The organism is Streptomyces purpurogeneiscleroticus (assembly GCF_020024005.1).
GTDB lineage: Bacteria > Actinomycetota > Actinomycetes > Streptomycetales > Streptomycetaceae > Streptomyces > Streptomyces purpurogeneiscleroticus.
Genome location: NZ_NHSG01000425.1, coordinates 1 through 25,974, shown reverse-complemented (window position 1 = coordinate 25,974; position 25,974 = coordinate 1). Strand labels below are relative to the sequence as shown.

Sequence of the window (25,974 nt, the reverse complement as noted above, 5' to 3'; positions counted from 1 at the left end):
TCCAAGACAGCATCGGCGGCCAGGATTTGTTCTTGCGTGCGTCGCAGTTCCACACCGGGTTCGACCCCCAACTCCTCATTCAGCAGGCGGCGTGCCTCCTGATATACCTGCAATGCCTCGGCTTGCCGGCCAGAGCGGTGCAAGGCGCGCATGAGCAGGCCGTGCAGCCTCTCGTGCAGCGGATGCGCGGCGATCAGTCGGCGTAGCTCACCAACCAGGTCTACGTCGACGCCGAGCGCCAGGTCCATCTCGATGCGCTGCTCCACCACACCCAGGCGCTGTTCCTCCAGCCGGTATCGCTCGGTGTCCAGCAGCGGGCCGGCCAGGCCCTCGCACAGCCGCCCGCGCCACAGCCGCAACGCGCCGTGCAGGGCCTTGGCTGCTTCGGGCAGGTCGCCGGCGGCCCGGGCGGCCCGCGCTTGCTCGGCCGCGCGCTCGAACGCCAAAAGATCGAGCTGGCCGTTCGAGACGGTCAGCAGATAGCCGGCGTCGGTCCAGGTCAAAATCTCAGACGGCTCCCGCGGCGCCCGATGGGGTTCGAGAAGCCGGCGTAGTGCGGAGACGTTCCGTTGCAGAAGGTTCACCGCACGGGCTGGCACCGCCGTCCCCCATACCGCATCTATCAGTTGCTCCCGGCTCACCGATTTGTTCGCATGCAGCAGCAGCACCGCCAACACCCTCCGCTGCTGCGCAGGTCCCAGAACCAATTCCGCCCCTTCCAGCCATACCCGCAGCGGACCGAGCACCTCGTACCGTAAGGCGTTCGATGCCAGCTGATCACTCATGACCGCCTCCATGCGCTGAGTAATCGTCAAGACCGTATTTGAGGCGCTCGGACGAGCAGCGGCGCTCTTGCCGACAGTTCAGTGCCGAGCCGCCGGGTAGACAGCGCGGACCTGCTGCAGCGCCCAACGCATGCGCGCACACCGCAGTTTGCGGGTATTCGCCGTAGGCGCCGGCGAGTACGGCGGCACAGCCGCGGGTGCCGCCCCGGTGGCGAATCGCCTGCCCAACAGCCGCAGCCAGCTCCTCCCAGCGCAGCTGAGAGCCCGTAGGCAAGTCGCTGCTGAAGAGCGCTTCCGCCCTCGCAACGGTCAAGAGATCGATGGTGGCTGTCACGGTGAGCTCCCTCGCCGAGGCCGAGCGTTGTGTCGGTCCAGCGGCGTGCATGGGGAGGGAACATCGTGGTTCGCAGCGGCACGGCACGTATTTCAGCAACGTCAGGCGGAGTGGCAGTACGTTGCCGTACGTACGCTGCGCTCCAGGCGTTCGCTACGCATGTCTGGTGGTGCCCGGTGCCGTCGTCATCGTCTCCTTGAGCGGTGTTGGTCGCTGTCAGGCGTGCGCGCTCACTGCTGGGGCAGCCCTGTGGGCGCGATCGGCAATAGCAACAAGTGGGCACTCGTCTCGATTGTCCCGGTCCCGGTCCGAATCTATGCTGGCCCTCAGGAACGCCTGAATGCCGCTCAGTTGGAGCGTCGGAGATGGTAGTGGTCGGGGGACCGAACAACCTCCCTGTACCGTTGACGACTTTCGTCGGCCGTCAGGAGGAAGTTGATGATGTCTGCGCCCGTTTGCAACAGACGCGATTGTTGACATTGACCGGCGCCGGCGGGGTTGGTAAGAGCCGCCTGGCCATAGAGGTGGCCACCAGCGTGCAGACCCGTTACCGGAATGGGGTGTGGGTCGTCGAATTGGCGGGCCTGACCGAGCCGCTGGTGGTGGCGCACTCCGTCGCGAGAGTCCTCAACGTGCCCGAGCAGGTCGGAAGAGCGCTGCCCACAGTCTTGGCGGAGCAGCTGCGCGAGGCCGACATGTTGCTCCTCCTGGACAGCTGCGAGCACCTCCTGGAACCGGTCGCTGAGCTTGCGCACCTGCTCTTGACGACCTGTGGCAATCTTCGTGTGCTAACGACGAGCCGGGAGCGCCTCGGGATCCCGGGAGAAGCACTCTGGCCGGTCTCAGGACTCAGCACTCCACCGGAGGTCGCCCCCGAGGCCAGCGTCACAAGCTTCGACGCGGTGCGTCTGTTTTTGGATCGGGCCGCGGCGGTCGATCCAGGATTTCAGCTCACGAACTCCAACACCGCAGGGGTGGCTGCGATCTGCCGGAGGCTGGATGGCCTGCCGCTGGCCATCGAGCTGGCCGCCGGACGAATCAACTCTCTGGGGGTCGAACAGATCAAACGGCGGCTGGAGGATCGGTTCCATCTCTTGGCGCTGGAGAGCCGGGACCCTCTACCGCACCATCGAACCCTGCGCAAAGCGGTCGATTGGAGTTACGGCCTGCTCGGCGAGCCGGAGCGCGCACTGTTCGAGCGACTCGCAGTGTTCACGGGTACCTTCACGTTGGAGGCCGTTGAGGCCATAATTGCCGCACGAGAGGGCAAGGTGATCCTCGGGGAACTGCTCTCGAAACTGGTCGACAAGTCGCTGGTGACGGTCACCTCAGTGGACGGCCCATGGCGGTACCGGCTGCTGGAGACTTTGCGGGCTTACGGACTTGACCGGCTGCACCGACGTGGCGTAATCGCCTCTCTCTCTGCACAGCATGCCGCGTACTTCCTGGGTCTGGCCGAACAGGCATGGGAACAGTTCCGAGGCCCGCACCAAACAGTGTGGCTGAACCGGCTTGAGGCCGAGCACGACGACCTCAGAGCGGCGCTCGAATGGCTTCTGACAGCGTCTGACGTCGATGGTGCAGTGCGGCTGGCCGGTGCCCTGGCTTCCTTCTGGGAACTGCACGGCCACTACACCGAGGGCCGGGTCTGGCTGGAGCGTGCCTTGGAGGCAGACTCCGATGCCTCAGCCAGCGAGCGGGTGCGGGCCCTGAACGGGCTGGCGCTCCTCGCCGTGATCCAAGGAGATGTCCACCGCGCGAGGCGTGCCTGCAGTCAGGCCGCGTCCCTGGCGCGACGAGGCGGTGATCTGCATGGACTGGCCTACGCTTTGAACTATGTCGGGTTCAGCGCTCTCCTGATCGGGGACACGGAGGGCGCGGTCGATACCCTGGGCGAGGCGCTCGATACGGCCGTGAAATCAGGGGATCCATGGGTGGAGGGCTATTCCCACATATTCCTGGCCACAGTGGAGTTCGCCCGCGGCGCCTTCGCACGGGCCAGCATCCACAGCAAAACAGCATCCGAGCTACTGCGCGAGGTGGGTGAGCCCAAGAGCATCGCCTGGGCCGCGCTCAGTCTCGGAGCCACCGCGTGGGGCCTGGGTGACATCAGCGATGCCCTCGCCTGTACAGGCGAGGCGCTACGCCGTTTCCGCGGTCTCAACGCTCGGTGGGGATTGGCCGAGGTATTCCAGATCACCGGTTTGCTGACAGGAGCCGACGGGCGCTGGGAGCAGGCTGCAGCCCTGTTTGGCGCCTCGGAGAAGGTCCGGGAAGAGTCCGGAGTAGCAGTGATCTCTTTTTTGAAGGAATGGCGAGCCGCCGCCATAGCTGAAGGCCGGGCAACGATCGGGCCCCAACACTTCGATGCAGCATGCGAACACGGTCGGCAGTGGTCACTCGATGCGGCCGTGTTGGCTGCCGCAGAAGAGCTCGGCGTGCCCGGGCCTCAATCGCCCTGCCCGCGCCCTGTGTCCTCCGTCGGCGACGGGCCGGCACCGGCACCGGAGCAAGCCACCTTGCGGAGGGAGGGTGAATACTGGGTCCTTACCCACCGTGATCAGGCCCTTCACCTGAAACACACAGTGGGACTGGGCTATTTGTCCCGGCTGCTCAAAGAGCCGGGCCGGGAGTTTCTTGCCCTCGACCTGGCCACTACTGGTACCGCCGGGCGACACACCGGGACACCGGTCACCCCAGTCGGCGCGGAATCTCTGCACTTCGGGCCCGGCGATGCCGGCGCGATCCTGGATGACCAGGCCAAGACTGCCTACCGTCGTCGGCTTCAGGAGCTGGCTGAAGAACTCGATGAGGCCCAACAGCACAACGACACCGGTCGATCCGAACGCGTCCGGGCTGAGGCCGATGCCATCACCGAGCAGCTTGCCGGCGCCGTCGGGCTCGGCGGCCGCGACCGCAAAGCCGCCTCCGACAGTGAGCGGGCCCGTCTGAACGTGACCAAGGCCCTGAAGTCAGCCGTGAAGCGGATCGCCAAACAAGAACCTGTACTTGGTCAACACCTGGAACGCAGCATACGGACAGGAACGTACTGCTGCTATGCCCCGGACCCCACCACCCGCATCGCCTGGCGCTGGTGAGCCTTCGTGCCCGATCATGCCCGCGCCCCTCCCTGCCGCTGGTCAGGGGCAGGACACAACCACATTACTTGCAGCTGTCGAGAGCGCAGCCAGCCGGCCCGGAAAGTCGTCACACCACGGCCCATCTTCGCCACCTCCATGTTCTGCCCCTGCCGGTGAGGCTGCGTGCGGCACCTCCGTACGGCTTTAGCGAGCCCACGACCGCCCAGTAGCGGGTGCGTGTCGTGTCTCCGGTGCCATTGGCTCGGTCAGCGCCCATGGCTCCGACGGGGTGGTTCGCCGTCAGGGCAGCCCCTTGTCATAGTTCCTGACCAGCGAGCGCTCAAGCTGGCACTCCCCGTTCTCAGCGCAGTTCGGTGAGCCCGTTTACTTCACTCCAGACACGAGCCAGTGAGCGGGCTATGGGATCGATGACCTTGAGATCGTTCCAGTACCACCAGTGCGCCAGCGGTGTCCATCCCACCCACCGAGGCGCTACAGACACCTCGCGATCGCTGGTGACCTGCTGCCTGTACGCGTCGGACAGCGGCCGCAGCGGGTAGGCCAACAGATCGTCAGGATCCTGAAAGTTGATCCACTCATGACTGACGCCTGGGTGGTGCTCACGCAACTTCGGCGGCGGCATCAGGAGAGGCGTTCCGAAGTCGGGAAGGGACATACACCACAGCGCCAGAGGGCTCCCCAGCGTGTAGAGCAGGGTCAGTGTCTCCCCGCGCTCCAACGGTGTCTGACGCATGCACTCGGTCACCGAGGGTGTGACAAGCGGTCGTCCGCCGTCCGTGTACTGAACTTGCAGGTCGTAGAAGTAATTGCTGGTGACCACGGTGCCCAGGCTGTGCGCGATGACGCACAGGGGTGCGGCGCCATCCGACGCGTCAGCCAGTTCACGCAGCGTCCGAGCAACGTAGCCGTGCACCTCGTCGTACAGGCTGCGGTCCCCGCGGGTGATCTGATAGGCGATGGCATCGCCTATGAAATGGGTCGCCCCCCATCGGAGCACGGCATAGTGCGGCCGGGGCACCCCCGGCAGGCGCCGCCACCCGACGGTAGCCAGGAGCGGCCAGATGGCCTCCGCCCCGCCGGCGTTGAGCCGGGTGGACCAGGAGTCGAGCAGACGAAGGAAACGGCGGGAGGGGGGACCGAAGCTGACCTCGTGCAGCTTGTCCTGGATATCCTGCAATGCCGGGGCCCAGTGCACCGGCCTAATGACCAGCGCGTCGTCGGCGTCGGTTCCCGTATGGCGGGTGAATGCCCGCTTGAGCAACCGGGTTGCCGTGTCGGCGAAGGATGCGTCGCTGGTTTCGACGCCATGGATGAATGTCACGGCTACGCGGCAGTGAGAGCTCACAGTGGCCTCCAGGGGAAGATGTCCGGGTGCGGACGTCCCGGAGTCGACCAGGAACGAGTGTTTCGCAGCGCGCTAGCGCGGTGGCCGGAAAGTGGCCGCGTCGCTTTCGCCCCTTTGGCTGGTGTGCCGGGATTTACTGTTGGCCCATGCGATCCGGTCACCGTCAGGGCACGACGGAGACGTGGTTTGCTTCACCCTGCTCCCGGAGATCACTCCACATCGTCGGTGCGGCCCTCGAGGATCGCGGTAGCGGATCGGTTGGCGAACGCCGCTATCGTCAAAGCAGGGTTCGCGCCGATGGGTCCGGGCATCGCGGCACCGTCAACTACGAAGAGCCCAGGGTGGCCGAATACCTGGCCATATGAATCTATGACGCCTTCGGCAGGTGAGCGCCCCATCGGCGCCCCACCAAGGGGATGCACCGTCACGATGCGGTCGAGCCAGGACGCGGGGTTCGGGCGGAATTCTCCCTTCAATTCCTTGGCGAGCTGCCTCATCGTGTTGTCGACTCGATCGAAGTAAATGCGTGATGTCTCTGGCGTCCAGTCAATATCCAGCAGGCGCCCACGTAACCGCATGATGCCGTCCGGGATGTCTCGTCCCATGCCCAGCAAAGGGGTGACCCCCGCCGAGCTGCTGCCAGACCCCAGGAGCCGGGATACTCTCGCCCCTATCTGCGTCTTCGGACTGGGCGTCAACCGGGTCAGGACGAACGCGTACACCGCCTGGAGCACGCGCGAGGCGACACCAGGGATATCGGAGGCCTCGACCAGCCAGTCCACGAAGCCTGGGTATCCTGCGTCCTCCACGTAATAGCCGCGGCCACTGCCACCGTCCAAGGTGTCCGGAACGCGTATGGCGCTGGTGATAACGGGCGCGGCGGAGCTGCCCAGATCCCGCACCCGCCCCTCCGCCTCCTGCGCATCGAAGACAAGGCCGAGCAGATCTCCGTTGCCAGAAAAGCGGTGTCCGAGCAGGGGACTCAGTCCGGCCAAAGCATCCTTATTGCGCAGCAGTAGATACGTCGTGCCGAAGGTTCCTGCGGCCAAGACGAGCCGGTCACAGGTCAGCGTCGTCGGGCGCAGCGAAGCGGTGTCGACCGGCTGCCCCTCATGCTTCGCCAGGTGGGTAACGTAGCGGACCTGCCAACCGCTTCCCGTCGGCTCGAATGACCGGACCTCGCGCCCGTCACGGATGTCGACGCCGTGATGGTCAGCCGCCGATAGGTAGGTGTGGTCGAGCGTGTTCTTACTGCCGCTCTGGCATCCGATGTCGCACTCACCGCAGAGCCTGCAAGTGGTGCGTTGAAGACCGTGGATGTTGCCATAGGACGGTTCCGGGATCACCAGGTCCGGCGCGGTACGGCCGGACGCCGCGAACGTCACGGCCAGCGGTGGAAGCTCCCACTCCAAGCCGAGGCGCTTCGCCGCATCCCGCATCGCTGCGGCCCTGCCCACCGCATACCCGGGGGTCTCGAACGGATACCGCTCGGCACGGAGCATCCGCTCGACCTCATCGTAGTGTGGCTCGAGGTCGGCACGGGTCACCGGCCACATCTGATACCCTTCGACGCCGGGCGGGTCGAGGACGAACCACTTCTCATCCATACGCAACAGCACATTCGCATAAATGAGTGATCCGCCGCCCAATCCACTCGCGACGATTCCTGAAAATCCGCGAAAAGACCAGACGTCGAAGAGCCCCAGCAGCCCTTCACTCGGGTCCCAGAATGCTCTGCTCAACTCACGCGGGGTCCGAGCAAACGATCCGGGCGGGTAGCGTCGGCCGCGTTCCAGGACGACAACCCGCTGTCCTCCTTGAGCAAGGTTATAAGCGGTGACCGATCCACCAAAACCGGAACCCACAACCACCGTGTCAACGTGCTCTGCGTCCGCCTCCGCCATCACATTCCCCTAGCTTCATACAGGGATAGGCGCCATGACTGTTGAGGTGTGCACTTCGCCTGCATGGCCAGGTATCCAGCAGAACCAACCTTCCGGCATCGATTGCCGGGACCAGCGTGATGGCGTTCCCGGGGAGAGTCAAGGAATGGAGCGCAACCAATCTACACTGGTTGCAACAGCATGGTTCTTGTGGACGCAAGGCCGAAATGTGTCCGAGCTTCTTCACTAATGCCTTAAAACGGTGCGCCGCATACTCGGCCATCTCGTTCCTGTATTCCACCGTCAGCGCTAGGTCGGACCGCGCCAGGGCTTCCGATACAGCCCCCGTCCTCTGCACGTGTCTCAAACCAGTCGATGCTGCCTGCGCCTCTCGCCTCCCGATAACTCACCCTTGTCATGTGAAGCCGCGGCCGACTGCAGGACGGAGAAACTACCGCCTCTCGCGATACATTAATGTGGCTACGCGCGGGGTGGGTATGTCTGGCACGATCACCTCTCTCATTGTTGCCACCCTGGAGGCCTGTGCCACATTGACGTCCTCGTTCTTCTCAGCAACCGTGGATGCGGACCGCGCCCCCAGGAACTGCAACATACTGAACGGGCACGTTGCGCCGAACAAAAGCGCCGAGAGGCAGCGCAGGAGGAAACAACTACTCGGCGCACCGTATCTAGCTGAACGCCAACAAGCAGATCCGTCAGCCATGCTGGATCATTCCTACGCCCTGAAGGCCGGCTCGCCATGTGAGGCCCAATTCGCAAAGGTGGAAACGGGTCGCCGCACCCAAAGTGACGCACGCACGGAAACCCAAATGATCGTTAGCGGTGCGGCCTCGATGCCGGGGACAAGGCCAATGCGTCCCTCACCATGCCTTACCAAAAAGGCGGCACACGATGAGCACACGTCGACCTCATGCCCCTGGAACACCGTCCTGGCCACACTGCGCGTACGGCGCAGACGCTGCTACCGATCCCGTTGGCTGCCGCGGCATCCGCGTCCCCGGCCGCAGCACATGCCTCGCCCACTTGGCCCAGACCGACCGGGCCGCCTACCTGGACAGCTTGTCCCCCGGCACCGACATCGACCACCGCGGAACCGCCTTCACCGAGCCCCTTCTCAACTCTCTCCTCAACGCACTGCGCGACCCCTCCACCGGGCATCCCCGCTTTGGGTTCGCGCGGTTCGGATCGGCGACCTTCCGAGGGGACGCCTGGTTCCAGTCAGCGATCTTCCAGGGTTTCGCCGGCTTCGGGTCGGCAACCTTCCAAGGCGTAGCCCGGTTCGAGTCAGCAACCTTCCGCGCCGGTGTCTGGTTCGGGGCGGCGACGTTTCGGCAGATGGCCTGGTTCCAGTCGGCAACCTTCGAGAGCATCGCCGGATTTGGATCGGCAATCTTCCAGAAAGCAGCGCGGTTTGAATCAGCGACCTTCCTGGACGAGGCCGGCTTCCAGTCGACGACCTTCCAGCGCGATGCTCGGTATGAGTCTGTGACCTTTCACAACGGCGTCTGGTTCAGGGCGGCAAAATTCCAGCATGCGGCCCGTTTCGGGGCGGCGACCTTCGAGCGCGACGCCGGATTCGAGTCGGCGGTCATTCACCGGGACGCCCGGTTCGAACAGTCGATTTTCCAGCGGTCAGTCAGCCTTGGGCCGTTGATGTGCGCCGGGAAGGTGCTGTTGTCCGAGGCAGTGTTCAGTGGCCCGGCCCTCCTCTCGTTCGCTGCACGTCACCTGGTGTGTTGGCGAACCCGCTGGTCTTCGACGGCCGAGCTGCGTCTGCGCTATGCCACTGTGGACTTCGCCCACGCGGTCTTCGAACACCCCCTCACGATCGCTGAGAAGGCCGCCCCCTTCGTACTCCCGCCTGGCCAACCGGTGGATGAACAGGTTCTTGCCGATGCCTCCGCCACGGTCCGGGTGGTCTCGCTGCGTGGCGTGGACGCGGCCCACCTGGTCCTCGCTGATGTCGACCTATCGGAATGTCTATTCACCGGGACCGTGCATCTGGACCAGTTGCGGCTGGAGGGAACCTGCTCCTTCGGTATGGTCCCGCCCCGCACACATTGGCGACGCTGGCACCCCGTGCGGTTCACCCAACGCCGAACCCTGGCCGAAGAACACCACTGGCGCGCGAGCCAGCCGACAGCAGTCCCTGGCTGGGATACAGCGGTGCTCGGCGCCGGGCACACCGGGCCAGCTCAGTTGGCGCCGGTGTACCGGGCCTTGCGCAAGTCCCTGGAGGACACCAAGAACGAGCCGGGCGCGGCGGACTTCTACTACGGCGAGATGGAGATGCGCCGCCACGATCGAACCGGCACCACCCGCACTGAACGCGGACTGCTGCACGGCTACTGGTTACTGTCTGGCTATGGCCTGCGCGCATCCCGGGCGCTGGGCTGGCTCCTTGCCGCCATGCTCGTCACCGTCGTGTTGCTGATGGGCTTCGGCCTCCCCCGGGACTCCCCTAAGCAGCGAGCCACCGGGTCAGTACCCTCCAGCGGAGGCAACGTCACCTTCGTCATAGAGAAGGATATTGCACAGAATCCCAGCGAAGACAGGATCACCCGCCACCGCTTCGAGAAGGCCCTGAACGTCACTCTCAACTCGGTGGTGTTCCGCGCCAGCGGACAGGACTTGACCACCGCCGGCACCTATATCGAGATGATCTCCCGCCTCCTCGAACCCACCCTCCTGGCTCTCGCGGTTTTCGCCGTCCGCGGACGCATCAAACGCTGACCACCCGCCACCGGATGGTCAGCGACCTCAACGCCTGGCCTCTTAGCACCGCAGCGATCCCACCGAGGACAGAGCAGTGAGATCAGGTCGGTGCTGACCTTGAGCGCTCGGCAAACTCGTGGGTGCCGGGGATGCCGCGAGTCACGCCCTGCTGCGCCACGGCGCTGAGCTGCTACAGGCCCCACAAGCATCTGTCTGTACCCGCCCAGCAAGCCAAGCGTTAGATCACTTCAGGCATGAACTTCAGCTGGGCTCGTGGTCTTGCGCTGGGCAAACACGGAAGCCGCAGCGTAAAGACGGCCTCTCACGAGCTACCGCTGCTCCCTGTCTTGCCGCCGTGCGGACCAGGGGCGACCTGGCTGCCCTGTCACCCCTGACGGACATGGACGATCGCGACCAGCCTCTGATGCGGCAGCTGTCAGGAATCACCCGACTTGGGCGCGCCGATTCTGAGTGCCAGTAGCACTATCACGGCCGACCAAACGAAAAAAGTCGATGCAGGATCGCGCCAGCCATACTACGGACTCGCTGCCACTGCTTTTTATTTATTTCAACTTCTTCTGCACCGAAGTTGCCGGACCGAAGCTTCTCTGCTCGGTCCGTTATGTAAGACACAGGGTTGGCTTTGAACTCACCTATGCGCGGATCCAACTTGAATGCATCTAAAGCGCGGCCTGACGAGATTTCCACTGGTGTTCCCATGACAGACTCCCCCCTGCAACTCTGATGACCTTCCTCATCCTTCTCAGAAGTGGACACGAGCCCCACCCCCACTGAAGGGGAAAAGATGACCTTGCTGGATTCTCTTTGCGTGCATGCCCCATCCCGACCTGACCGCCAACAGGCGGTTTGACACGATTGGCCACCCAAAACTGCAGGCAGCGCACATCGAGGTGATGCGGCAGCCTATCCCGGTCATCCCCTACTGCGCTTAGCAGTAAACACATACTAGTCCATTAGCGCCGCGCTTTGTGTATTATCTGTGACAGCATGACTAAAATCAGGGAAGCGCGTCAGGGGGCTCCGTGGGCTGGGGTGCGATCGGCGCGGCCGCACTGGCCGTTTCGTCCTATGTGGCGCAGATGGTCATCGGGCTGGACATGCCTGCATGGTTGTACACAACGATCACCATCATCGGTGCCGTAAGCGTGATTGCCGCAGTACTGTTAACCAAACGACAGGTCACCACAGCGCGTCAAGCAGCCGCGGCTGCCACCCGGAACCAGCGGAAGGCATACGAGGATGTTTTGGTGCCGATCGTGGCGCTGCTCGACGATATCGTCAGTTCCACCGGCAGCGAGCGAGCGCGACTCAAGCAGCAAATGAAGTTGTCCATCGTCACATTGGTAGCTCAACTGGTTGGGAACCACGATACGCGCGCTTGCCTTTTGGAGGAGGTGCGGGACGCAACGGGCCGGCGAGAACTCCAGTGCAAGAATCACTTATGGAGCGGACGCGGCGAACCGCCCACCGAAACGTTCAGCGCGGACGACGAGCGCGGGAGGAAGTTACTGGAGCTCTACGACAAAGGGCAGGATATCTTCATTCGAGATGTCGATGAACTCTCGGAGAGCTTGAGGCCCGATGGTGAGAAGTACAAAACCTACATCAATGCATCTGTGAAGGTGCGAGACAGATCGCTAGGTGTACTTACTGTAGACAGTTTGAACCGCGGCGACCTCAACCAGGATGATGTGAGCATCGTTGCCGTCCTCGCACGCCTCTTAGGCGTTGCACTGGCCGTTGGCCGCTGAGCGAGAATCAGTACAGTGCTCCCACGCGATCACTTCCAGCGTCCGACAATGGTAAACGCCCAACCGCCCGCGCCATCCGGGCTCGCTTCAGCCTGAGCTCCTGTTGCCTGCCGAGAGACGAGGCCGTCTTGCTCGGACCACCCGGCGCCCAGCCGCGGCCGCAGACCGCTGTGCCCGGTCAGCGGGCTTATGAGGCCCGGGCACTCCCGGCGGCTGGCATGTCAGCGGCCCACAGCAGCAGGACAGGTCCCCGGTGCGTGACCAGGTATGTACGCACAGGCCCAGGTCGGGTCGGCCTGTCACGGGCGCTCCCGGTCTGCTCTCCCCGCCCCATGCCTCCACCAAAGGAGCAGCAGCCGTTGCTCAGCCTCCGCGGCGCCCTCGTACCGCCATACCGCGATCCCCGTCAAGTCAAGGGCGCACAGGCTACTCCTGCCCGCGCAGTGCCCCAGACGGACACCGATCCTCACGTCATGAGAATGCCCAAGACACGCTCCTGTCACTGAGCCCTATGGCGTAGCCACAACACCGTCTCATCACGAGCCGGTACGGGCCATGCCTATCCGCCTCTCGCGGAGATCGAACCGGCGCCTGGCACTCGCCCTGCCACGAACCGCGGGCTTTGGCGCGCAGCGCGGCCGAAGCCCGCGGTTCGTCGAGCATCCGGTTAGTAGTCAGCAAGCCCGGGCGTAGGTGTGGGCGGCGCCGTTGCTGCGGTAGCGCTCGACCCGGTTCCAGGCCGCCACCCACTGCTGAAGGTCTGTTCGGCGGTGCACTCCGCAGGCTGCAACGAAGTGTTTAAGGAGCTCTCTGGTGCAACTCCGCGTCCCGTTCAGCACGCCGCCCAGGGTGCTGTGGGGCAGGAAGCTGCCGCCGCCCCCCGGGACCGCCGCCCTGACCTCGAGGATGCGCAGCGACGGCTGCCCCACGGAGAGCCGCAGCTCCCGCATGGCCTGGAGAAGTTCGGCGGGTTCGGTGATATAAGGCAGGGCCGGCACCACCCGGACAGGTGGCGGGGCGGTGACATGAGGGCCCCGCAGTTTGGCCCGAGCCGCCCTGCCCCAGAGCCGCTTCGCAGGGCCTACGGTGCCACCGCAAGACCTGACGTAGGCATGGACGGTCGGCCACGCCGGGAGGGAGCGGCCCTTGTCCGCGCGAAAGAGGGTGCCGATGGAGACAGGCAGGCCCATCTCGACGGAGGCATGCGCCATCTGGCTGTAGGTGAGGCCGGAGCGTTGGCGAAGCAGTGTGAGCCACTCCGCCAGCTCTCCTAGGGCCTGTTCAGCCGGGGCGCCCTTGGTGCACCCCATCACCGGGCCCCTACCGGGAACGATGGTGGGGGAACGTCTGGATGAGTCGGCGCACCAGCTCGATGCCGAGCAGGCCACCGGCCCCCAGGGTGAGTGCGACGCTCTCGGCCGGCATTCCGAACAGGGTGAGGCCGGTGAAGAGCGTCAGAACGACGACTACGACGATCGCGGGCGCAGTGGGCAGGGAACGATCGGGGCCTGATAGCCCTTCGATGCAGAAAGAAGCCTGAGGTGCGTTCTTCACGGTGGTTCCTTCCGGCTCGTTGCCACTCGACACGGCATCGCGGCGATCTCCCAGCTTTGCCGAGCAGGGAAATCCGACACCTCCTACAGAAGACTTCCGGTCGATCGTGGCCGAGTCCAGCCGATAGGGCGCGGTCGTTCCATCTTGTCCCAGAACCAGTTGAAACGACGCGCCTGTCGTCATCGCAGCTCACCACTGCTCTGAATCCCGGTCAGTCTCCTGCCAGCCACGCGCCCCTCAGCTCTGTCCCACATACGCCCCCTGCTCAGGGTTGCGGTCCACCTCCGTTCCGCTCATGCTCGTGCCATCGCCTATATCCATAGCGAAGAGGAGTGCGATGTAGGGACGTCGCGTGGGATACCTCGGTTGCCGAGGACAACCGCACCTTGGCCCGGGCTGGGCCGGGGGTGGGTTTGTTGCTCTCGGGAGGGTGAGGAGTGCCCGGTTGCGTGTCCCGCCATGGCTGTCATGGGCACCTCATCGTTGTCTCCGTCACGGTCGCCCTGGCCGTTGCCACTCGACACAAACAGGGATGGGCCGGCCTGTTGCCGCGGGACCGGCCAACTGGATCGGGGCGAACGCCCCGATGTTCGCACCGCACAGAGGCGCCCGCAGCATGCACGCTGCGGGCGCCTCTGTGCGAATACCGCGCGGGCAGCGCGGGCGGCGGCCGACGCCGTGCTCCGCGCGGCCAGCACAGCGGCATCGGGAAGCACCTTCCGGGCCGTGGAGCTGATGGCCGTCGAGCCGCCCCAGGGCGAGCCGTGGATCACCGTGCCGAAGCTGGAGCTTCTGGAGGAGCCCACCGGACTGCAGGCGCTGAAGGACGAGGTCGTACGCCGCTGCGGCGTCCTGAACCTTGCTGGACGTGCTGAAGAACGTCGACTTCCTGACCGGCTTCACCAACGAGTTCACCTCGGTCGCCGCCTACGACCGCATTGACTGCGCCACCTGCAGCACCGCCTGCTGCTGACGCTGTTCGTTCTGGGGACGAACACGGCATCCGCGCTATCGTGGCAACCTGCGAGCACGGCGTGAGCGAGGCCGCACTGCGGCACGTGTGACGGCGCTCCATCACCGTGGGCGCCGCCGTGACGAAATCGGTGAACGCCACCCTGCACCGCCCGGGATGCCGCTTGGTGGAGGCAGGGCACTGCGTGCGCGTCGGACTCGAAGAACTGCACCTACTCCCAGCTCAAGTCCTGTTCCTCCTCCAAGGTCGCGGCGACGATGGGAGCCGCAGAGTCCTCACCCTCGCCGAGAGTCCGTTGCGGCCAGCTAGCTCACGTCCGGGAGAGGAAGGATTCCTTGTCCCGTCGGCAGGGGCGGGGACGGCGCGGCGGCCGGGCTACCGTACAGAACCTCGATCCGTTGCCCGGGGCGGGCCTGCGCGGCGATGCGCCGACGCTCTTTTTCGGAGGCGACGCACACCATGAGCGCGGCGAGGCGGTCGCGGACGGCGGTGATTCTGCTGGCCACGGGGCAGACGACGCCGTAGCGGGTCAGCCCGAGGTACACCGGGACACCCATGACGAGCTCCGGCGCGCTCTCATCGGGCAGGAAGGGATCCTTGCCAGTTTCCCGGCGGACGAAATGGAAGACCGGTTCCTCCAATGCGGCCTGCCGTTCCAAGAGCTCGTGAATGGCGGCCTGGTGCCTTCCCAGAGCGCGGGCTCGCTTCCGCTCCTCCTGCCGTCGGCGCTCCTGCTCCTGCTCCTGCTCCTGCTCCTGCTCCTGCTCCTGCTTCCAACGGGCCATACGTTCCTTAAAGCTCTCTTCCATGAAGCGGCGCTGGTCGGCCGCCCGGCGTGCGCCGGCCCCACCGGTCAACTTTCCGGACTCGGCGTGGACCTGGCTGAATGTCGCGTAGGCCGAGTCCCGGTAAGTCAGTGCATATCCCTGACCTACCTGGCTTGGCCTACGCGCGGCAGGGCCCTTTTCCACAGATCATCGACCACCACCGCCGAGCCCTGGGCACCTACGGCGCCGACCCACGGCTGGCAGCACCATGCTTCGGACTTGGCCACCGCTCTGTTTCGCTACCTGGACATCGGAGGGCGCTACACCATCCGCGCTGACCATCCATACTTATGCCTGCGACGCTGCCCGCCATATCAACAACCACAGCTTGCATCGAGTTTGGGCTGAGTACGCGACCGAAGAACCAGCCGCTATTCAGGCGGGAAGAATCAGCTCCCAGGTATCCACTGCGTGGTCGAGGGACATGCCGTGCCGTTCGTACAACGCGAGTGCACCGCTACTGTTGTCCGTATCCACCCCAAGGCCGATCCGCTGACGGCCCAGCGCAGCGTAGTGTCCGAAGGCGTGGCGTAGAAGGTAACTCCCCAGGCCGTGCCCTCTGGCTCGGGCCAAGACGCCGAGATTGCCGATCCAGGCCATCGAGGCGCGGTGGTTGTCGCTGCGCAGTACCCCGACGCCTCCGACGCCGTCGAGGTGTGCGATCCACATCAGTGACCAGTCAGCGTGCTCGGCGTCGATGTCCACCCACCACTGCTCGTACGTGCGCGGCTGGAAGTCGAAGTGGCCGGTGAAGGACTCCTGCAACAGGGCGTGGGCGCGCCGACGGTCCGGCTCGGTCAGGCAGGGACGCAGTGTCACCCCCTGGGGCGGTGTCGGGCTGCGGTCAGCTGTGCGGGAGAGCTGGCGGGTCATCACGTTGTAGCGGCGGACTGGGCGCCAGCCTCGTCCGCGCAGCGCGTGCAGGTCCGTGGTGGGTGCGATGTTGAGGTGCAGGTGCACCACCGCTTGTGACGCCCCGTTGGCAGCTGCTCGCTGCGCAGCCCGAGCCTCCATCAGCTCGAAGAGGTGCAGAGCGCCTGGCAGCTGGTCCGGCAATACGTAGTGGTCAATGTCGATCCGCTCACCGCCGGACTCGTCCCACAGCAGGCCGTATCCGACCAAGCGACCGCCTTCGAACAGCAGCCAAGAGTCGCGCGCCATGTCCACCTCGGGCCGCTTCCAGTCCGCTTGAATCTCGGCGAGTTCGGTGTCCGCGCGGCCGATCTCCAGCAGGTCGATCTCGTTGAGCAGTGCGCACACTGCCACCGCATCATCACACCGTGCTGGGCGTACAGCCATGCCCGGGGGCAGGCCAGTGAGCCTAGTCATGACTCCACTGTCCGGCGCCGAGAGACCGGCCTGCAACAGACTTTCCCAGGACCCAGCACCGGGCGACCCGGGGGCGAGGAGTTGGCTGTCGAGCCGAGAACAAAGGTCCCCCGGGCTCTCCTCAAAGGCGTCCCGTAATCAAGTGTTGCTGGCGTTGCCAGCTTGGGCTACTGCGTCGGCTGCCTGTGGATACGCAGCCCTCGACTCGGTCGAGGGCCTGTTCCTGACCATGTGGATCGCGGTGGCGGGCAGGTCATTCCACTCGCTGTCTGCAAGCGGGAAGCTGCGCACATGAATCCTGTCTTCACGAGTCTGGTTGCGGTGGTCGGCACCCTGGCTGGTTCCACTCTCACCTTCCTGTTCCAGCGACATATCGCTCGACAGGGCGAGTTGTTCGCGCGCAGCCAGCAGTTGTGGCATGAGAAGACTGCTGCCTACAGCGCGCTTGCCGCCACCCTCACGGACTTTCGGAGAAGCCAGAACGACCGCTGGCATTCGAGACAGGAAGATCCTGCCAGTGCCGATTTCGCCAGAGCACGCGAAGAGTCATACCAGCGTCGAGCCGACGCTACCGCGTCTCTCTGCCGGGTGCGTCTTGTCTGCGGTGACTCAACCCTGAGCCAGCTAGCTCAAGATGCCCTCGACGCCGCAACCGATGTCCACCTGGCGGCGAGTGAGCAAGACCGCGCAGAGCGTGGCCAGGCCGCCCGCCTGGCTCTCGACAGGTTCCTGGCCCAGGCAGCATCGCAGATCCTCTGACCACCCGCTGCGCGAGCCTGGACGCGAAAGGATACGAAGGGTACCGGTGACCACGGCCGAGGACAGACACAGCCCACGCTTCGACCACCACTACCGACGGCTCTGCGAAGCTGACCAGCCTCCGCTCTAGTTGAGCAGGCCCTCGCGTTAGCTCCTCAAAATACAGAATCTACTGCCAGGGCGGTAAGCCCCCGAAGGCAGGCACAGCCCATCCCTACGGCGAAGAGATCACATGCCCGCCACTGCGCTCAACAAACTGAGCAACCCGCAGACCACCGGCCTCATTTCTGCCCATCCTCACCGAGCCACGACAACGACGTACATGGTGCTCACCGGCTTTCCTTCACCGCATCCGCTCTCGCCCTCATTGTCACCAGTGCACCGGATCAGCCTGCCGCCGGCTCGTTGCCCTGGTCGAACCTCGGGACGTCGGCCACTTCGAGGTCACTGCGGGGACGGAGCAGCCGGAGGGGGTGTCGCCAGCGGCCAGCACCTTCCAGCGCGGCAAGCGCGATGGGGCTGAACAAGATCATCGGATAACTGATCAGACCTGCTGTCGTTCTCCTTCCTACCGGGAGGAACCGACATGCCGCCACACGTCCACCACACCGCCGCGTTCGTCGTCAGCCAGCAGTCGGCTCGTTGCCCTGACCGAACCGCGCGACGTCAGCCGGGCCAAGATGCCCCCGCGGGGACGGAGCAACCGGAGGGGGGCCGGCACGTGGGCGTTCCGTCGACTGTCGGCTATGCGTTGTCGTCGGTTGTTGTTCCGCTTGTCGAGGACAGCAGTCTGCTGTCCTATGACGCTCCGGCAGGTTTGGGGTTCTGGCTCGCTTTTCGTGAAGCGCGCACGCTGAGTGACGACTGGTACTCGGATCGGCCTTCGGGAGCTTGCCTGGACAGGACCGGTGTCGGTCTTGGTGTGTCCGGCAGTCGGCGTCGTGGAAGAGGCGTTGCTCCGGTTGGAGGAGATGCTGCGCCGCCCGGTCGCGTGCGGCGCGAAACCTGTCGCATATCGGGGGGAAGCAGCCGCTCCGGGCAAAAGGGAAAGTACGCTCGCCGCACCCGAAGAGCGCGCCCGCACCGGATCACGGGGTGCCTCATTTTCCGGATGCGACGAGAGGCGGCCGATGAAAGCTCTCAAGGGACCCACGGACCACGTCGTGGTGGTCGGGGCCGGACTCGCCGGCCTGTCCGCGGCGCTGCACCTGCTCGGCGCGGGCCGGCGGGTGACCGTCGTCGAACGCCACGCGCTGCCCGGCGGCCGGGCCGGGCGCATCGACCGCGGCGGCTACCGCATCGACACCGGACCGACCGTTTTGACCATGCCCGACCTCGCCGACGAGGCTTTCGCCGCGGTCGGCGAGTCGCTGCGCGATCGCGTCGACCTCGTCCCGCTGCACCCCGCCTACCACGCGCGGTTCGCCGACGGCAGCCGGCTCGATGTGCACACCCGGGCCGATGCCATGGAGGCAGAGGTCGAGCGGTTCGCCGGGGCCGGCGAAGCGGCCGGCTACCGGCGGCTGCGCCGCTGGCTGGAACGCGTTTACGCGGCCCAGATGCGCCGCTTCATCGACGCCAACTTCGACTCGCCCCTGGAGCTCCTCACCCCCGACCTGGCCCGGCTCGCCGCGCTCGGCGGCTTCGGCCGCCTCGACGCCCGCATCGGGCGGTTCCTCACCGACGAGCGGCTGCGCCGGGTCTTCACCTTCCAGGCCCTGTACGCCGGGGTGCCGCCCGCCCGGGCCCTCGCCGCCTACGCCGTCATCACCTATATGGACACCGTGGCCGGCGTGTACTTCCCGCGCGGCGGGATGCACGCCCTGCCGCAGGCCATGGCCGACGCGGCCGCCGACGCCGGTGCGGAGTTCCGCTACGGATGCGACGTCACCGGCCTGGAGCGGTCCGGCGACCGCGTACGGGCCGTGGTCACCGCGCAAGGCCGCATCCCCTGCGACGCCGTCGTGCTCACCCCCGACCTGCCCGTCGCCTACCGCCTGCTCGGCCACCGCCCGCGCCGCCCCCTGCCACTGCGCCACTCCCCCTCCGCCGTCGTCCTGCACGCCGGCACCGACCGCACCTGGCCGGGCCTCGGTCACCACACTCTCTCCTTCGGCGCCGCATGGCGGACCACCTTCCAGGAACTGACGCGGACCGGGAGCCTGATGAGCGACCCCTCCCTGCTCATCACCCGGCCCACCGCCACCGACCCCTCGCTCGCACCCCCAGGGCGCCACCTGCACTACATCCTCGCGCCCTGCCCGAACACCGCACTCGGTCCCGACGCGCACGCCTGGCGCGACCTCGCGCCCCGGTACCGCGACGCCCTCCTGCGCGAGCTGGAGCGGCGCGGGCTCCCGGGGCTGGGCGCCGCCATCGAGGAGGAGTGCCTGGTCACCCCGGCGGACTGGAGCGCCGAAGGGCACGCGGCGGGCACCCCCTTCTCCGTCGCCCACACCTTCGCCCAGACCGGCCCGTTCCGGCCGCGCAACCTCGTCCGCGGCACCGAGAACGCCGTACTGGCCGGCTGCGGCACCACCCCGGGCGTCGGCGTGCCCACCGTCCTGCTCTCCGGGAAGCTCGCCGCCGCCCGCGTCACCGGACTCCCTCCCCGGCGCCCCGCCACCGGCCGGGGCGGGGACGTGGGCCCGGCCGAGCGCCCCGCCACGAAGGAGAGCACGGCATGAAGGAGAGCACGGCATGACCGACCGCGAACTGGACGCGGCGGGCATCACCGACCCCGCCCTGCGCGCCGCCTACACCCGCTGCCGCGCGCTCAACGCCCGGCACGGCAAGACCTACTTCCTCGCCACCCGGCTGCTGCCGCCGGAGCACCGGCCCGCCGTGCACGCCCTGTACGGCTTCGCCCGCTGGGCCGACGACATCGTCGACCACCTGGACGACCGGGCCACCACCGAGGACCGCCGGCACGCCCTGGACCTGCTGCAGCGACGCCTGGAGAGCGGACTGCGGCACGGCGACAGCCCCGAGCCGGTGGTACGCGCGCTCGCCCACACCGCCGCCCGCTACGGCATCGACCACCGCCACTTCACCGACTTCATGGCCTCCATGCGGTCCGACCTGACCGTCACCGACTACCCGACCCTGGCGGACCTGCACCGCTACATGCACGGCTCGGCCGCGGTGATCGGCCTGCAGATGCTGCCCGTACTCGGCACGGTCGTCCCGCGCGAGACGGCCGAACCGCACGCCGCGGCCCTGGGCATCGCCTTCCAGCTCACCAACTTCCTGCGCGACGTCGGCGAGGACCTCGACCGCGGCCGCGTCTACCTCCCGGCCGACCTGCTCGCCGCGCACGGCGTGGATCGCGAACTGCTCCTGTGGAGCCGGGCCACCGGCCGCCGCGACCCGCGCATCACCGAGGCCCTGCACGCCGCGGCAGGACTGACCCGCGGCGTCTACCGGCAGGCCGCACCCGGCCTGCCCATGCTCGCTCCGGTCTCCCGGCCGTGCATCCGTACGGCCTTCGTCCTCTACGGTGGCATCCTCGACGCCGTGCGGGAGGACGGGTACGCCGTCGTGCACCGCCGCGCGGTGGTGCCGCGCCGGCGCCGCGCGGCCGTCGCGCTGCAGGGCCTGGCCCAGGTGACCGCCGCCCGTGCGCGCGCCGCCCACGACCGGCACGGGCCGCCCGTCCCGCCCGGCGTGGCCCGCTACCCGCAGCAGAAGGTGACCCGATGACCGCCGACACCGGTGACCCGTTCGGCAAGCGCGGCCGCTTCCCCCTGCGCCTGCGCCGGAATCCCCTCCCCTGGGAGCGGCAGCGCCCCACCTGGCAGGAGGCCAAACCGGGCCTGATCGCCGACGCCTTGAAGCGGGCACTCGCCCGGCCGTCGGGCAACTGGTACGTCATCGGCGCGGCCCGCGACATCCGCCCCGGCCGCCCCTTGGGCCGGACCGTCGCCGGCACCGAGATCGTGCTCTGGCGGGACGCGCAGGGCCGGCTCCGGGCGGGCCCCGGCGCCTGCCCGCACCTCGGGGCGCCCCTGAAGGACAGCCCAGTGCGCTGCGGCACCCTGATCTGCCACTGGCACGGACTCGCCCTGGACGGCGAGCCGTTCGCCGGCTGGCAGCCCTTCCCGGCCTACGACGACGGAGTACTGGCCTGGGTACGGCTGGACCACGCCGGAGGAGAGAAGCCGGGCGAACGGCCGGTCCTCCCGGTGCGGCCCGACCCCGCGACGGCCGTCGCAGCGGTCTACACGGGCGTCGGCACCTGCGAGCCGGACGACGTGGTCGCCAACCGGCTCGACCCCTGGCACGGCGCGTGGTTCCACCCGTACTCCTTCGTCGACCTCACCGTCGTCGGCACCCCCGAGGGCGAGGGCGAAGGCGAAGGCGAGGGCGAGGGCGCGGACGAGCGGGACGGCTTCGCCGTGGACGTGTCCTTCAAGGTCGCCGGGCGCGCCGTGGTGCCGGTCCGCGCGGTCTTCACCGCCCCCGAACCCCGCACGGTCGTCATGCACATCACGGAAGGCGAGGGCCAGGGCTCGGTGGTCGAAACGCACGCCACGCCGCTCGGCACGGATGCCCGCGGCCGGCCGCGCACCGCCGTCGTCGAAGCCGTCCTCGCCGCCTCCGACCGCCCCGGCTTCGCCGTCGCCCGCGCCACCGCCCCGCTGCTCCGCCCCCTGATGCGCGCCGCCGCCGCCCGCCTCTGGCGCGACGATCTGGCCTATGCCGAACGCCGCTGGGCCCTGCGCAGCACGGGGCGCTTCCCGGGCTGAGGTCGGCTCCCCCCGGGGGCTGCGCACCCGTCCTTCCTCGGCGCGCGGCCCGTGCCGGGGACCGTACGGTCCCCCGGGGCGCGGCCCGCGCGAACGGTCCCGCGCCCGGCAGCGGTCTTGTCGCTGTCCCCTGCTCGGCCGCGGTCGCGATCCCGTCGCGGGGCGCGCCTACCGCTCCGCCAGGCGCGACAGCGCACGCAGGGGGGCCGAGCGGCCCTGTTCCGGGACGGTCCACAGCGTCTGGCCCGCCACGCCCCAGCGGGCCAGCAGGGCATTGGCCGCAAGGAAGCCGGTCGTCGCGGCGCGCTCCATGAGGGCCACGGGGTGGTCCGTACGGACGAGGTCGCCCGCCACGACGACGGCCGGATCGGGGGTGTGGACGGTCGGGCGGTCGGCGAAGCCGCCCACCGGGAAGAGAGGGCAGTCCGCGCGCCACTCGTGACGTTCATCGACGATCTTCGCGTCCCGTGTCTCCGGATAGACGCGGCGCAACTGGGCCAGCAGCCGGTCCTGTTCGGCCATGCGGTCCACGCCGGGGTCGACGGCGTACGCGTGCAGCTCGACCACCGAACCGCCGGTACGCCCGGCCCAGCGCGCCGCCTCGCCCTCCCAGCGCTCCAGCACGCTGACGTTGTCCAGCGGGCCGTACCCGCTGGTGCCGAGGAAGCCGGGCCGGTCGGCGGCCACCGGACGGTCCAGCCACAGCCGGGACACCAAAAACGGCGGCGCACTGCGCAATCGGGCAATGCGGGCCCGCCACCGCTCGTCACCGAGGCCGGGTGACGCCGCCACGACCTGCCGCAGTCCGCCGCCGTCCAGCGCCAGGACCAGCGCGTCATGGTGCCGCTCAAAGCCCCCGGTGGTGACGCGCAGCCCTCCGCCGGGTGCCGGGGCGGCGCTCGCCACCGCCGTACCGGTACGGATCTCGGCGCCACGTTCCCGCACGTACCGGGCCAGCGGATCCCACAGCGCCTGCGGGAACGGCTCGTCGGGGACATCGAAGAGGAGGCCCTCGCTGGAGCCGAGGAAGTAGATGTGGAACATCAGGGCCAGCTCGGCGGCGGACAGTTCACGCGGGTCGGCGAAGAAGCTCCGCGAAAACACCTCGAACGCCAGGTGATGGGCCGCCTCGGGAAAGCGGATCCGGGAGAGGAAATCGTAGGCGCTGAGGCGATCCAAACGCTCGTACACCTGCGGTACGCGCACATCCAGCAGCGGCAGCGCGGCCCCGGCGTTCATCCGCAGCAGGTCCCGCCAGCCGAAGGTGGGGCTGAGCGCGACGAAACCCAAAGCGCTCCACGGAGGCGTGCGCGGCACCCGGGCGAAGCCGTCGCGGGTGCCACTGCTGTGCTGAAGCGGATAGTCCGGCAGCCCGGTGAGCATCCCCAGGGACGGATCCGCACGACGCAACAGCCCGCGCAGGTTGTAGTACTGCCGAAAGAAGGCGTGGAAGCCGCGGCTCATGGTCACCGCCGAGCCGTCGGCGAGCTGGGTGCGCCACCCGGCCAGCCGCCCGCCGAGCACTGGCTCCCGCTCGTACAGTGTGACCCGCACGCCGCGCTCCACCAGCGCCGTCGTCGCCGCCAGCCCGGCGATGCCGCCGCCCGCCACCGCCACATGCGGCGCCGCTTCCGTGACCCGCCGCCGGCCGCGCGGGGCCGGGACCACCCGCGCCCGCCGGTCCCGCCCGCGCCGCGGGGCCCTACCGTCCGCACCCATGCGATCCGTACTCATGCGGCCCATACTCATGCGGCCCGTACTCATGCAGCCACCTCCGTCGTCCCCGGGGCCGTCGCGACCACGGTGTGCGTGATGCCGGTCTGCCAGCCGGGCAGCGGCAGGACCCGCACCCGGTCGAATCCGGCCCGCGCCATCCGGCGGCCGAAGTCGGGGGCGGTGTCGAACTCCACCACGCTGCGCCACAAATGACGGTACAACTCCCCGTCACCCGCGAGGCGCCCCGCGGGCAGGACGACGCCGCGACAGACCGCGGTCCACACCACACGGTCCACGGCCCGGCCGCCCAGGGCGTATTCGTGCACCGCGATCCGCCCACCCGGTACGAGCAGGCCGCGTACGGCGGTGAGGAGCGCATCGGGGTCGGCCACGTTGCGGAACAGGTACGCGGCGAAGACCGCGTCGAACGGCCCGGTGACACCGGCCGCTTCGAGCCGTTCCGCCGGTGTGTGCACGAACGAGACGTTGTGCGGCCATGCCTTGGCGCGGGCCCGGTCGAGTATCCCGGCGGAGGCGTCCACCGCCACGATCTCGGCGTGCGGGGCCACCGCGAGGAGCGCCGCCGTCGACGCGCCGGTGCCGCAGCCCAAATCCAGCAGGCGCAGCCAGCGTCCCGCCGCGGGCAGCCCAAGCCGCCGCGCCGAGCGCCGCAGCTGCGCGTGGTAGCCGGGGTTGACCGCGACCAGCCGGTCATAGGTGGCGGCGGCGTGGTCGAACGCGGCGGACAGGGCGTCATCACGCAACAGGGGCATGGAGCGGGCTCTTCCGATCGGCGGCTGGGCGTGCGGTGTACGTCGTACGGTGTGCGTCGCGCGGTGTGCGGTGTGCGGTGTGCGGTGTGCGTCGTACGGTGTGCGTCGTGCGGCGGGAGGTGGGTCGGTTCACGGCGGTGCCGGGCGGCTGGCCGAGGGCGGGCCCGGCGGCGGGTCGCGGCGTGGCAGGCGCGGGAGTTCGGCCACGGTGCGGAGCATCGGGCCGACGGGGGTGTGCAGGCCGATACGGAGGTCCTCACCCAGGCGGGAGCGGCCGTCGAGAAAGCGCAACAACCGTTCCATCGGCACCTCGCGGAACAGGCCGGTGAAAAAATCCGCGCCATCGACCCGCCCGCTGTCCAAGGCGCGCAGCAACACCGCGTCCATCACCCGGGACCGCGTACGGTGCGGGCGCGGCGGCAGCGGAACCCGCCCGGCCAGCAGACGGGCGGCCACGGCCCGCGTCTGGCGCTGCACCGCGGAGAAGGTGTACCCGGTGGCGGGCCGGGTGGCGCCACCGGCCGTACCGATACGGAACACCGAACGGCCCGCGCGGCGCGGGAAACGCGCATCGGTCATCGGAATCACACCCTGCTCAGTGGCGGTGACCTCCAAGGCACCCAGGCCCAGCACATCCGCGGTGTAACGGCGCAGCGCCCGCTCGTACTCGGCATCATCGAGCACCTTTCGGGAGAACTCCGTGTACTCCACGAGCGCCTCGTGCGCGCTCAGCGGCAGGACATACCCGAAGGACAGACCGTGCGGGGGTTGCGGAGTACGGAAGTCCATCAAGTCGGCGGTCCCCGGGCTGAACGCCGGACGCTCGGTGCGAACGAACCAGCCGCGGAAGTGCTGCAGCAGACAGGTGCGGGCCGGCGGCAGCCGACGCAGCGGCCGGGAGTCGAACACCCACCGGGCCCGCAGGCCGACCGGGCGGCCTGCGTCGTCGTAACCGTGCACCTCGACACCACCGAGCGCATCCCGCACGGTCGTCACCTCGGCCCGGATCATCTGGAAGCCCTCCATACCGGCCAGCCGATCGCCGACCAGCCGCTCGAAATCGCCGGAGCGCAGCATGTTGTAGCGCAGCGGCGCGGGCCGTCCGACCATCTCAGTCCCCTCCGGGGACCGAACGCGCAACCGCTCCCAAGAGGCAGTCAGGGCCCTGTCATACGGCCCACCGGGAGCCTGCCAGAAACACCAGGTACGCTCCGGCGACCGCAGCGGCCCGCGCGGCGCCTCAACGAGAACCACGGTAGGGCGGCGGCGTGCCGGACCCACAGACAACCAATGGGCAAGCGACAGACCAGCCGCCCCCGCCCCCACAATCACGACATCC

19 protein-coding genes are annotated in these 25,974 nt (G+C 67.7%); 7 read left to right on the top strand and 12 right to left on the bottom strand.

Annotation, left to right across the window (positions count from 1 at the left end; all coding sequences use genetic code 11):
• Nucleotides 1-785: AfsR/SARP family transcriptional regulator (locus tag CCS38_RS31440; RefSeq protein ID WP_223736734.1), on the bottom strand; the 785-nt coding region annotated here is incomplete at its 3' end.
• A complete protein-coding gene (locus tag CCS38_RS31435) occupies nt 778-1,119 on the bottom strand; it encodes a hypothetical protein (protein WP_223736733.1) in 342 nt (113 codons plus the stop codon). The genes CCS38_RS31440 and CCS38_RS31435, both read right to left, overlap by 8 nt.
• A gap of 404 nt (nt 1,120-1,523) precedes the next feature.
• Between CCS38_RS31435 and CCS38_RS31430 the strand changes: the two genes are divergently transcribed.
• Nucleotides 1,524-4,217 (top strand): ATP-binding protein, encoded by a 2,694-nt coding sequence (locus CCS38_RS31430; protein WP_223736732.1) that lies wholly within the window; start codon nt 1,524-1,526, stop codon nt 4,215-4,217.
• Nucleotides 4,218-4,560: 343 nt separating this feature from the next.
• Here the strand turns inward: CCS38_RS31430 and CCS38_RS31425 are convergent, their stop codons facing one another.
• Nucleotides 4,561-5,541 carry a hypothetical protein gene (locus CCS38_RS31425; RefSeq protein WP_223736731.1) on the bottom strand — a complete coding sequence of 327 codons (981 nt, stop codon included), beginning with the start codon at nt 5,539-5,541 and terminating at the stop codon, nt 4,561-4,563.
• A gap of 233 nt (nt 5,542-5,774) precedes the next feature.
• Nucleotides 5,775-7,469 carry a GMC oxidoreductase gene (locus CCS38_RS31420; protein ID WP_223736730.1) on the bottom strand — a complete coding sequence of 565 codons (1,695 nt, stop codon included), beginning with the start codon at nt 7,467-7,469 and terminating at the stop codon, nt 5,775-5,777.
• A 1,023-nt stretch (nt 7,470-8,492) separates the two neighbouring features.
• On the opposite strand from CCS38_RS31420, the gene CCS38_RS31415 reads away from it, so the two are divergent.
• Entirely contained in the window at nt 8,493-10,202 is a 1,710-nt protein-coding gene (locus tag CCS38_RS31415; RefSeq protein ID WP_308050901.1) for a pentapeptide repeat-containing protein, read from the top strand.
• Between the two features lie 468 nt (nt 10,203-10,670).
• On the opposite strand, the gene CCS38_RS31410 is transcribed toward CCS38_RS31415, so the two are convergent.
• Nucleotides 10,671-10,904 carry a hypothetical protein gene (locus CCS38_RS31410; protein WP_223736728.1) on the bottom strand — a complete coding sequence of 78 codons (234 nt, stop codon included), beginning with the start codon at nt 10,902-10,904 and terminating at the stop codon, nt 10,671-10,673.
• A 323-nt stretch (nt 10,905-11,227) separates the two neighbouring features.
• Here CCS38_RS31410 and CCS38_RS31405 point away from each other — a divergent pair, with 323 nt between their 5' ends.
• On the top strand, nt 11,228-11,956 hold the full coding sequence (locus CCS38_RS31405) for a GAF domain-containing protein (protein ID WP_223736727.1): 729 nt from the start codon (nt 11,228-11,230) through the stop codon (nt 11,954-11,956).
• A 674-nt stretch (nt 11,957-12,630) separates the two neighbouring features.
• Here CCS38_RS31405 and CCS38_RS31400 read toward each other — a convergent pair.
• The 4 genes from CCS38_RS31400 to CCS38_RS31385 form a co-directional block, all read right to left on the bottom strand.
• Nucleotides 12,631-13,266 carry a hypothetical protein gene (locus CCS38_RS31400; RefSeq protein ID WP_223736726.1) on the bottom strand — a complete coding sequence of 212 codons (636 nt, stop codon included), beginning with the start codon at nt 13,264-13,266 and terminating at the stop codon, nt 12,631-12,633.
• Between the two features lie 10 nt (nt 13,267-13,276).
• Complete coding sequence (locus tag CCS38_RS31395; protein ID WP_223736725.1) at nt 13,277-13,693, bottom strand: hypothetical protein; 417 nt, start codon at nt 13,691-13,693, stop codon at nt 13,277-13,279.
• Nucleotides 13,694-14,788: 1,095 nt separating this feature from the next.
• Nucleotides 14,789-15,340 carry a hypothetical protein gene (locus CCS38_RS31390; RefSeq protein WP_223736724.1) on the bottom strand — a complete coding sequence of 184 codons (552 nt, stop codon included), beginning with the start codon at nt 15,338-15,340 and terminating at the stop codon, nt 14,789-14,791.
• A gap of 345 nt (nt 15,341-15,685) precedes the next feature.
• A complete protein-coding gene (locus tag CCS38_RS31385; RefSeq protein ID WP_223736723.1) occupies nt 15,686-16,639 on the bottom strand; it encodes a GNAT family N-acetyltransferase in 954 nt (317 codons plus the stop codon).
• A 291-nt stretch (nt 16,640-16,930) separates the two neighbouring features.
• On the opposite strand from CCS38_RS31385, the gene kilB reads away from it, so the two are divergent.
• From kilB to CCS38_RS31365, 4 genes are all read left to right on the top strand, one after another.
• Nucleotides 16,931-17,398 carry a plasmid transfer protein KilB gene (gene kilB, locus CCS38_RS31380; RefSeq protein WP_223736722.1) on the top strand — a complete coding sequence of 156 codons (468 nt, stop codon included), beginning with the start codon at nt 16,931-16,933 and terminating at the stop codon, nt 17,396-17,398.
• A 1,130-nt stretch (nt 17,399-18,528) separates the two neighbouring features.
• Nucleotides 18,529-20,085 (top strand): phytoene desaturase, encoded by a 1,557-nt coding sequence (locus CCS38_RS31375; RefSeq protein WP_223736721.1) that lies wholly within the window; start codon nt 18,529-18,531, stop codon nt 20,083-20,085.
• Between the two features lie 13 nt (nt 20,086-20,098).
• The gene (locus CCS38_RS31370) at nt 20,099-21,100 is read left to right on the top strand and encodes a phytoene/squalene synthase family protein (protein ID WP_223736720.1); all 1,002 of its coding nucleotides are present in this window, start codon (nt 20,099-20,101) and stop codon (nt 21,098-21,100) included.
• Nucleotides 21,097-22,146 (top strand): Rieske (2Fe-2S) protein, encoded by a 1,050-nt coding sequence (locus tag CCS38_RS31365; protein ID WP_223736719.1) that lies wholly within the window; start codon nt 21,097-21,099, stop codon nt 22,144-22,146. The genes CCS38_RS31370 and CCS38_RS31365 overlap by 4 nt, the downstream gene beginning before the upstream one ends.
• 168 nt (nt 22,147-22,314) lie before the next feature.
• On the opposite strand, the gene CCS38_RS31360 is transcribed toward CCS38_RS31365, so the two are convergent.
• From CCS38_RS31360 to CCS38_RS31350, 3 genes are all read right to left on the bottom strand, one after another.
• Nucleotides 22,315-23,880 (bottom strand): FAD-dependent oxidoreductase, encoded by a 1,566-nt coding sequence (locus CCS38_RS31360; protein ID WP_223736718.1) that lies wholly within the window; start codon nt 23,878-23,880, stop codon nt 22,315-22,317.
• Between the two features lie 26 nt (nt 23,881-23,906).
• Nucleotides 23,907-24,635 carry a class I SAM-dependent methyltransferase gene (locus tag CCS38_RS31355; protein ID WP_223736717.1) on the bottom strand — a complete coding sequence of 243 codons (729 nt, stop codon included), beginning with the start codon at nt 24,633-24,635 and terminating at the stop codon, nt 23,907-23,909.
• Nucleotides 24,636-24,764: 129 nt separating this feature from the next.
• Nucleotides 24,765-25,974, bottom strand: a 1,210-nt coding sequence (locus CCS38_RS31350) for a lycopene cyclase family protein (protein ID WP_223736716.1), incomplete at its 5' end; no start/stop codon positions are given.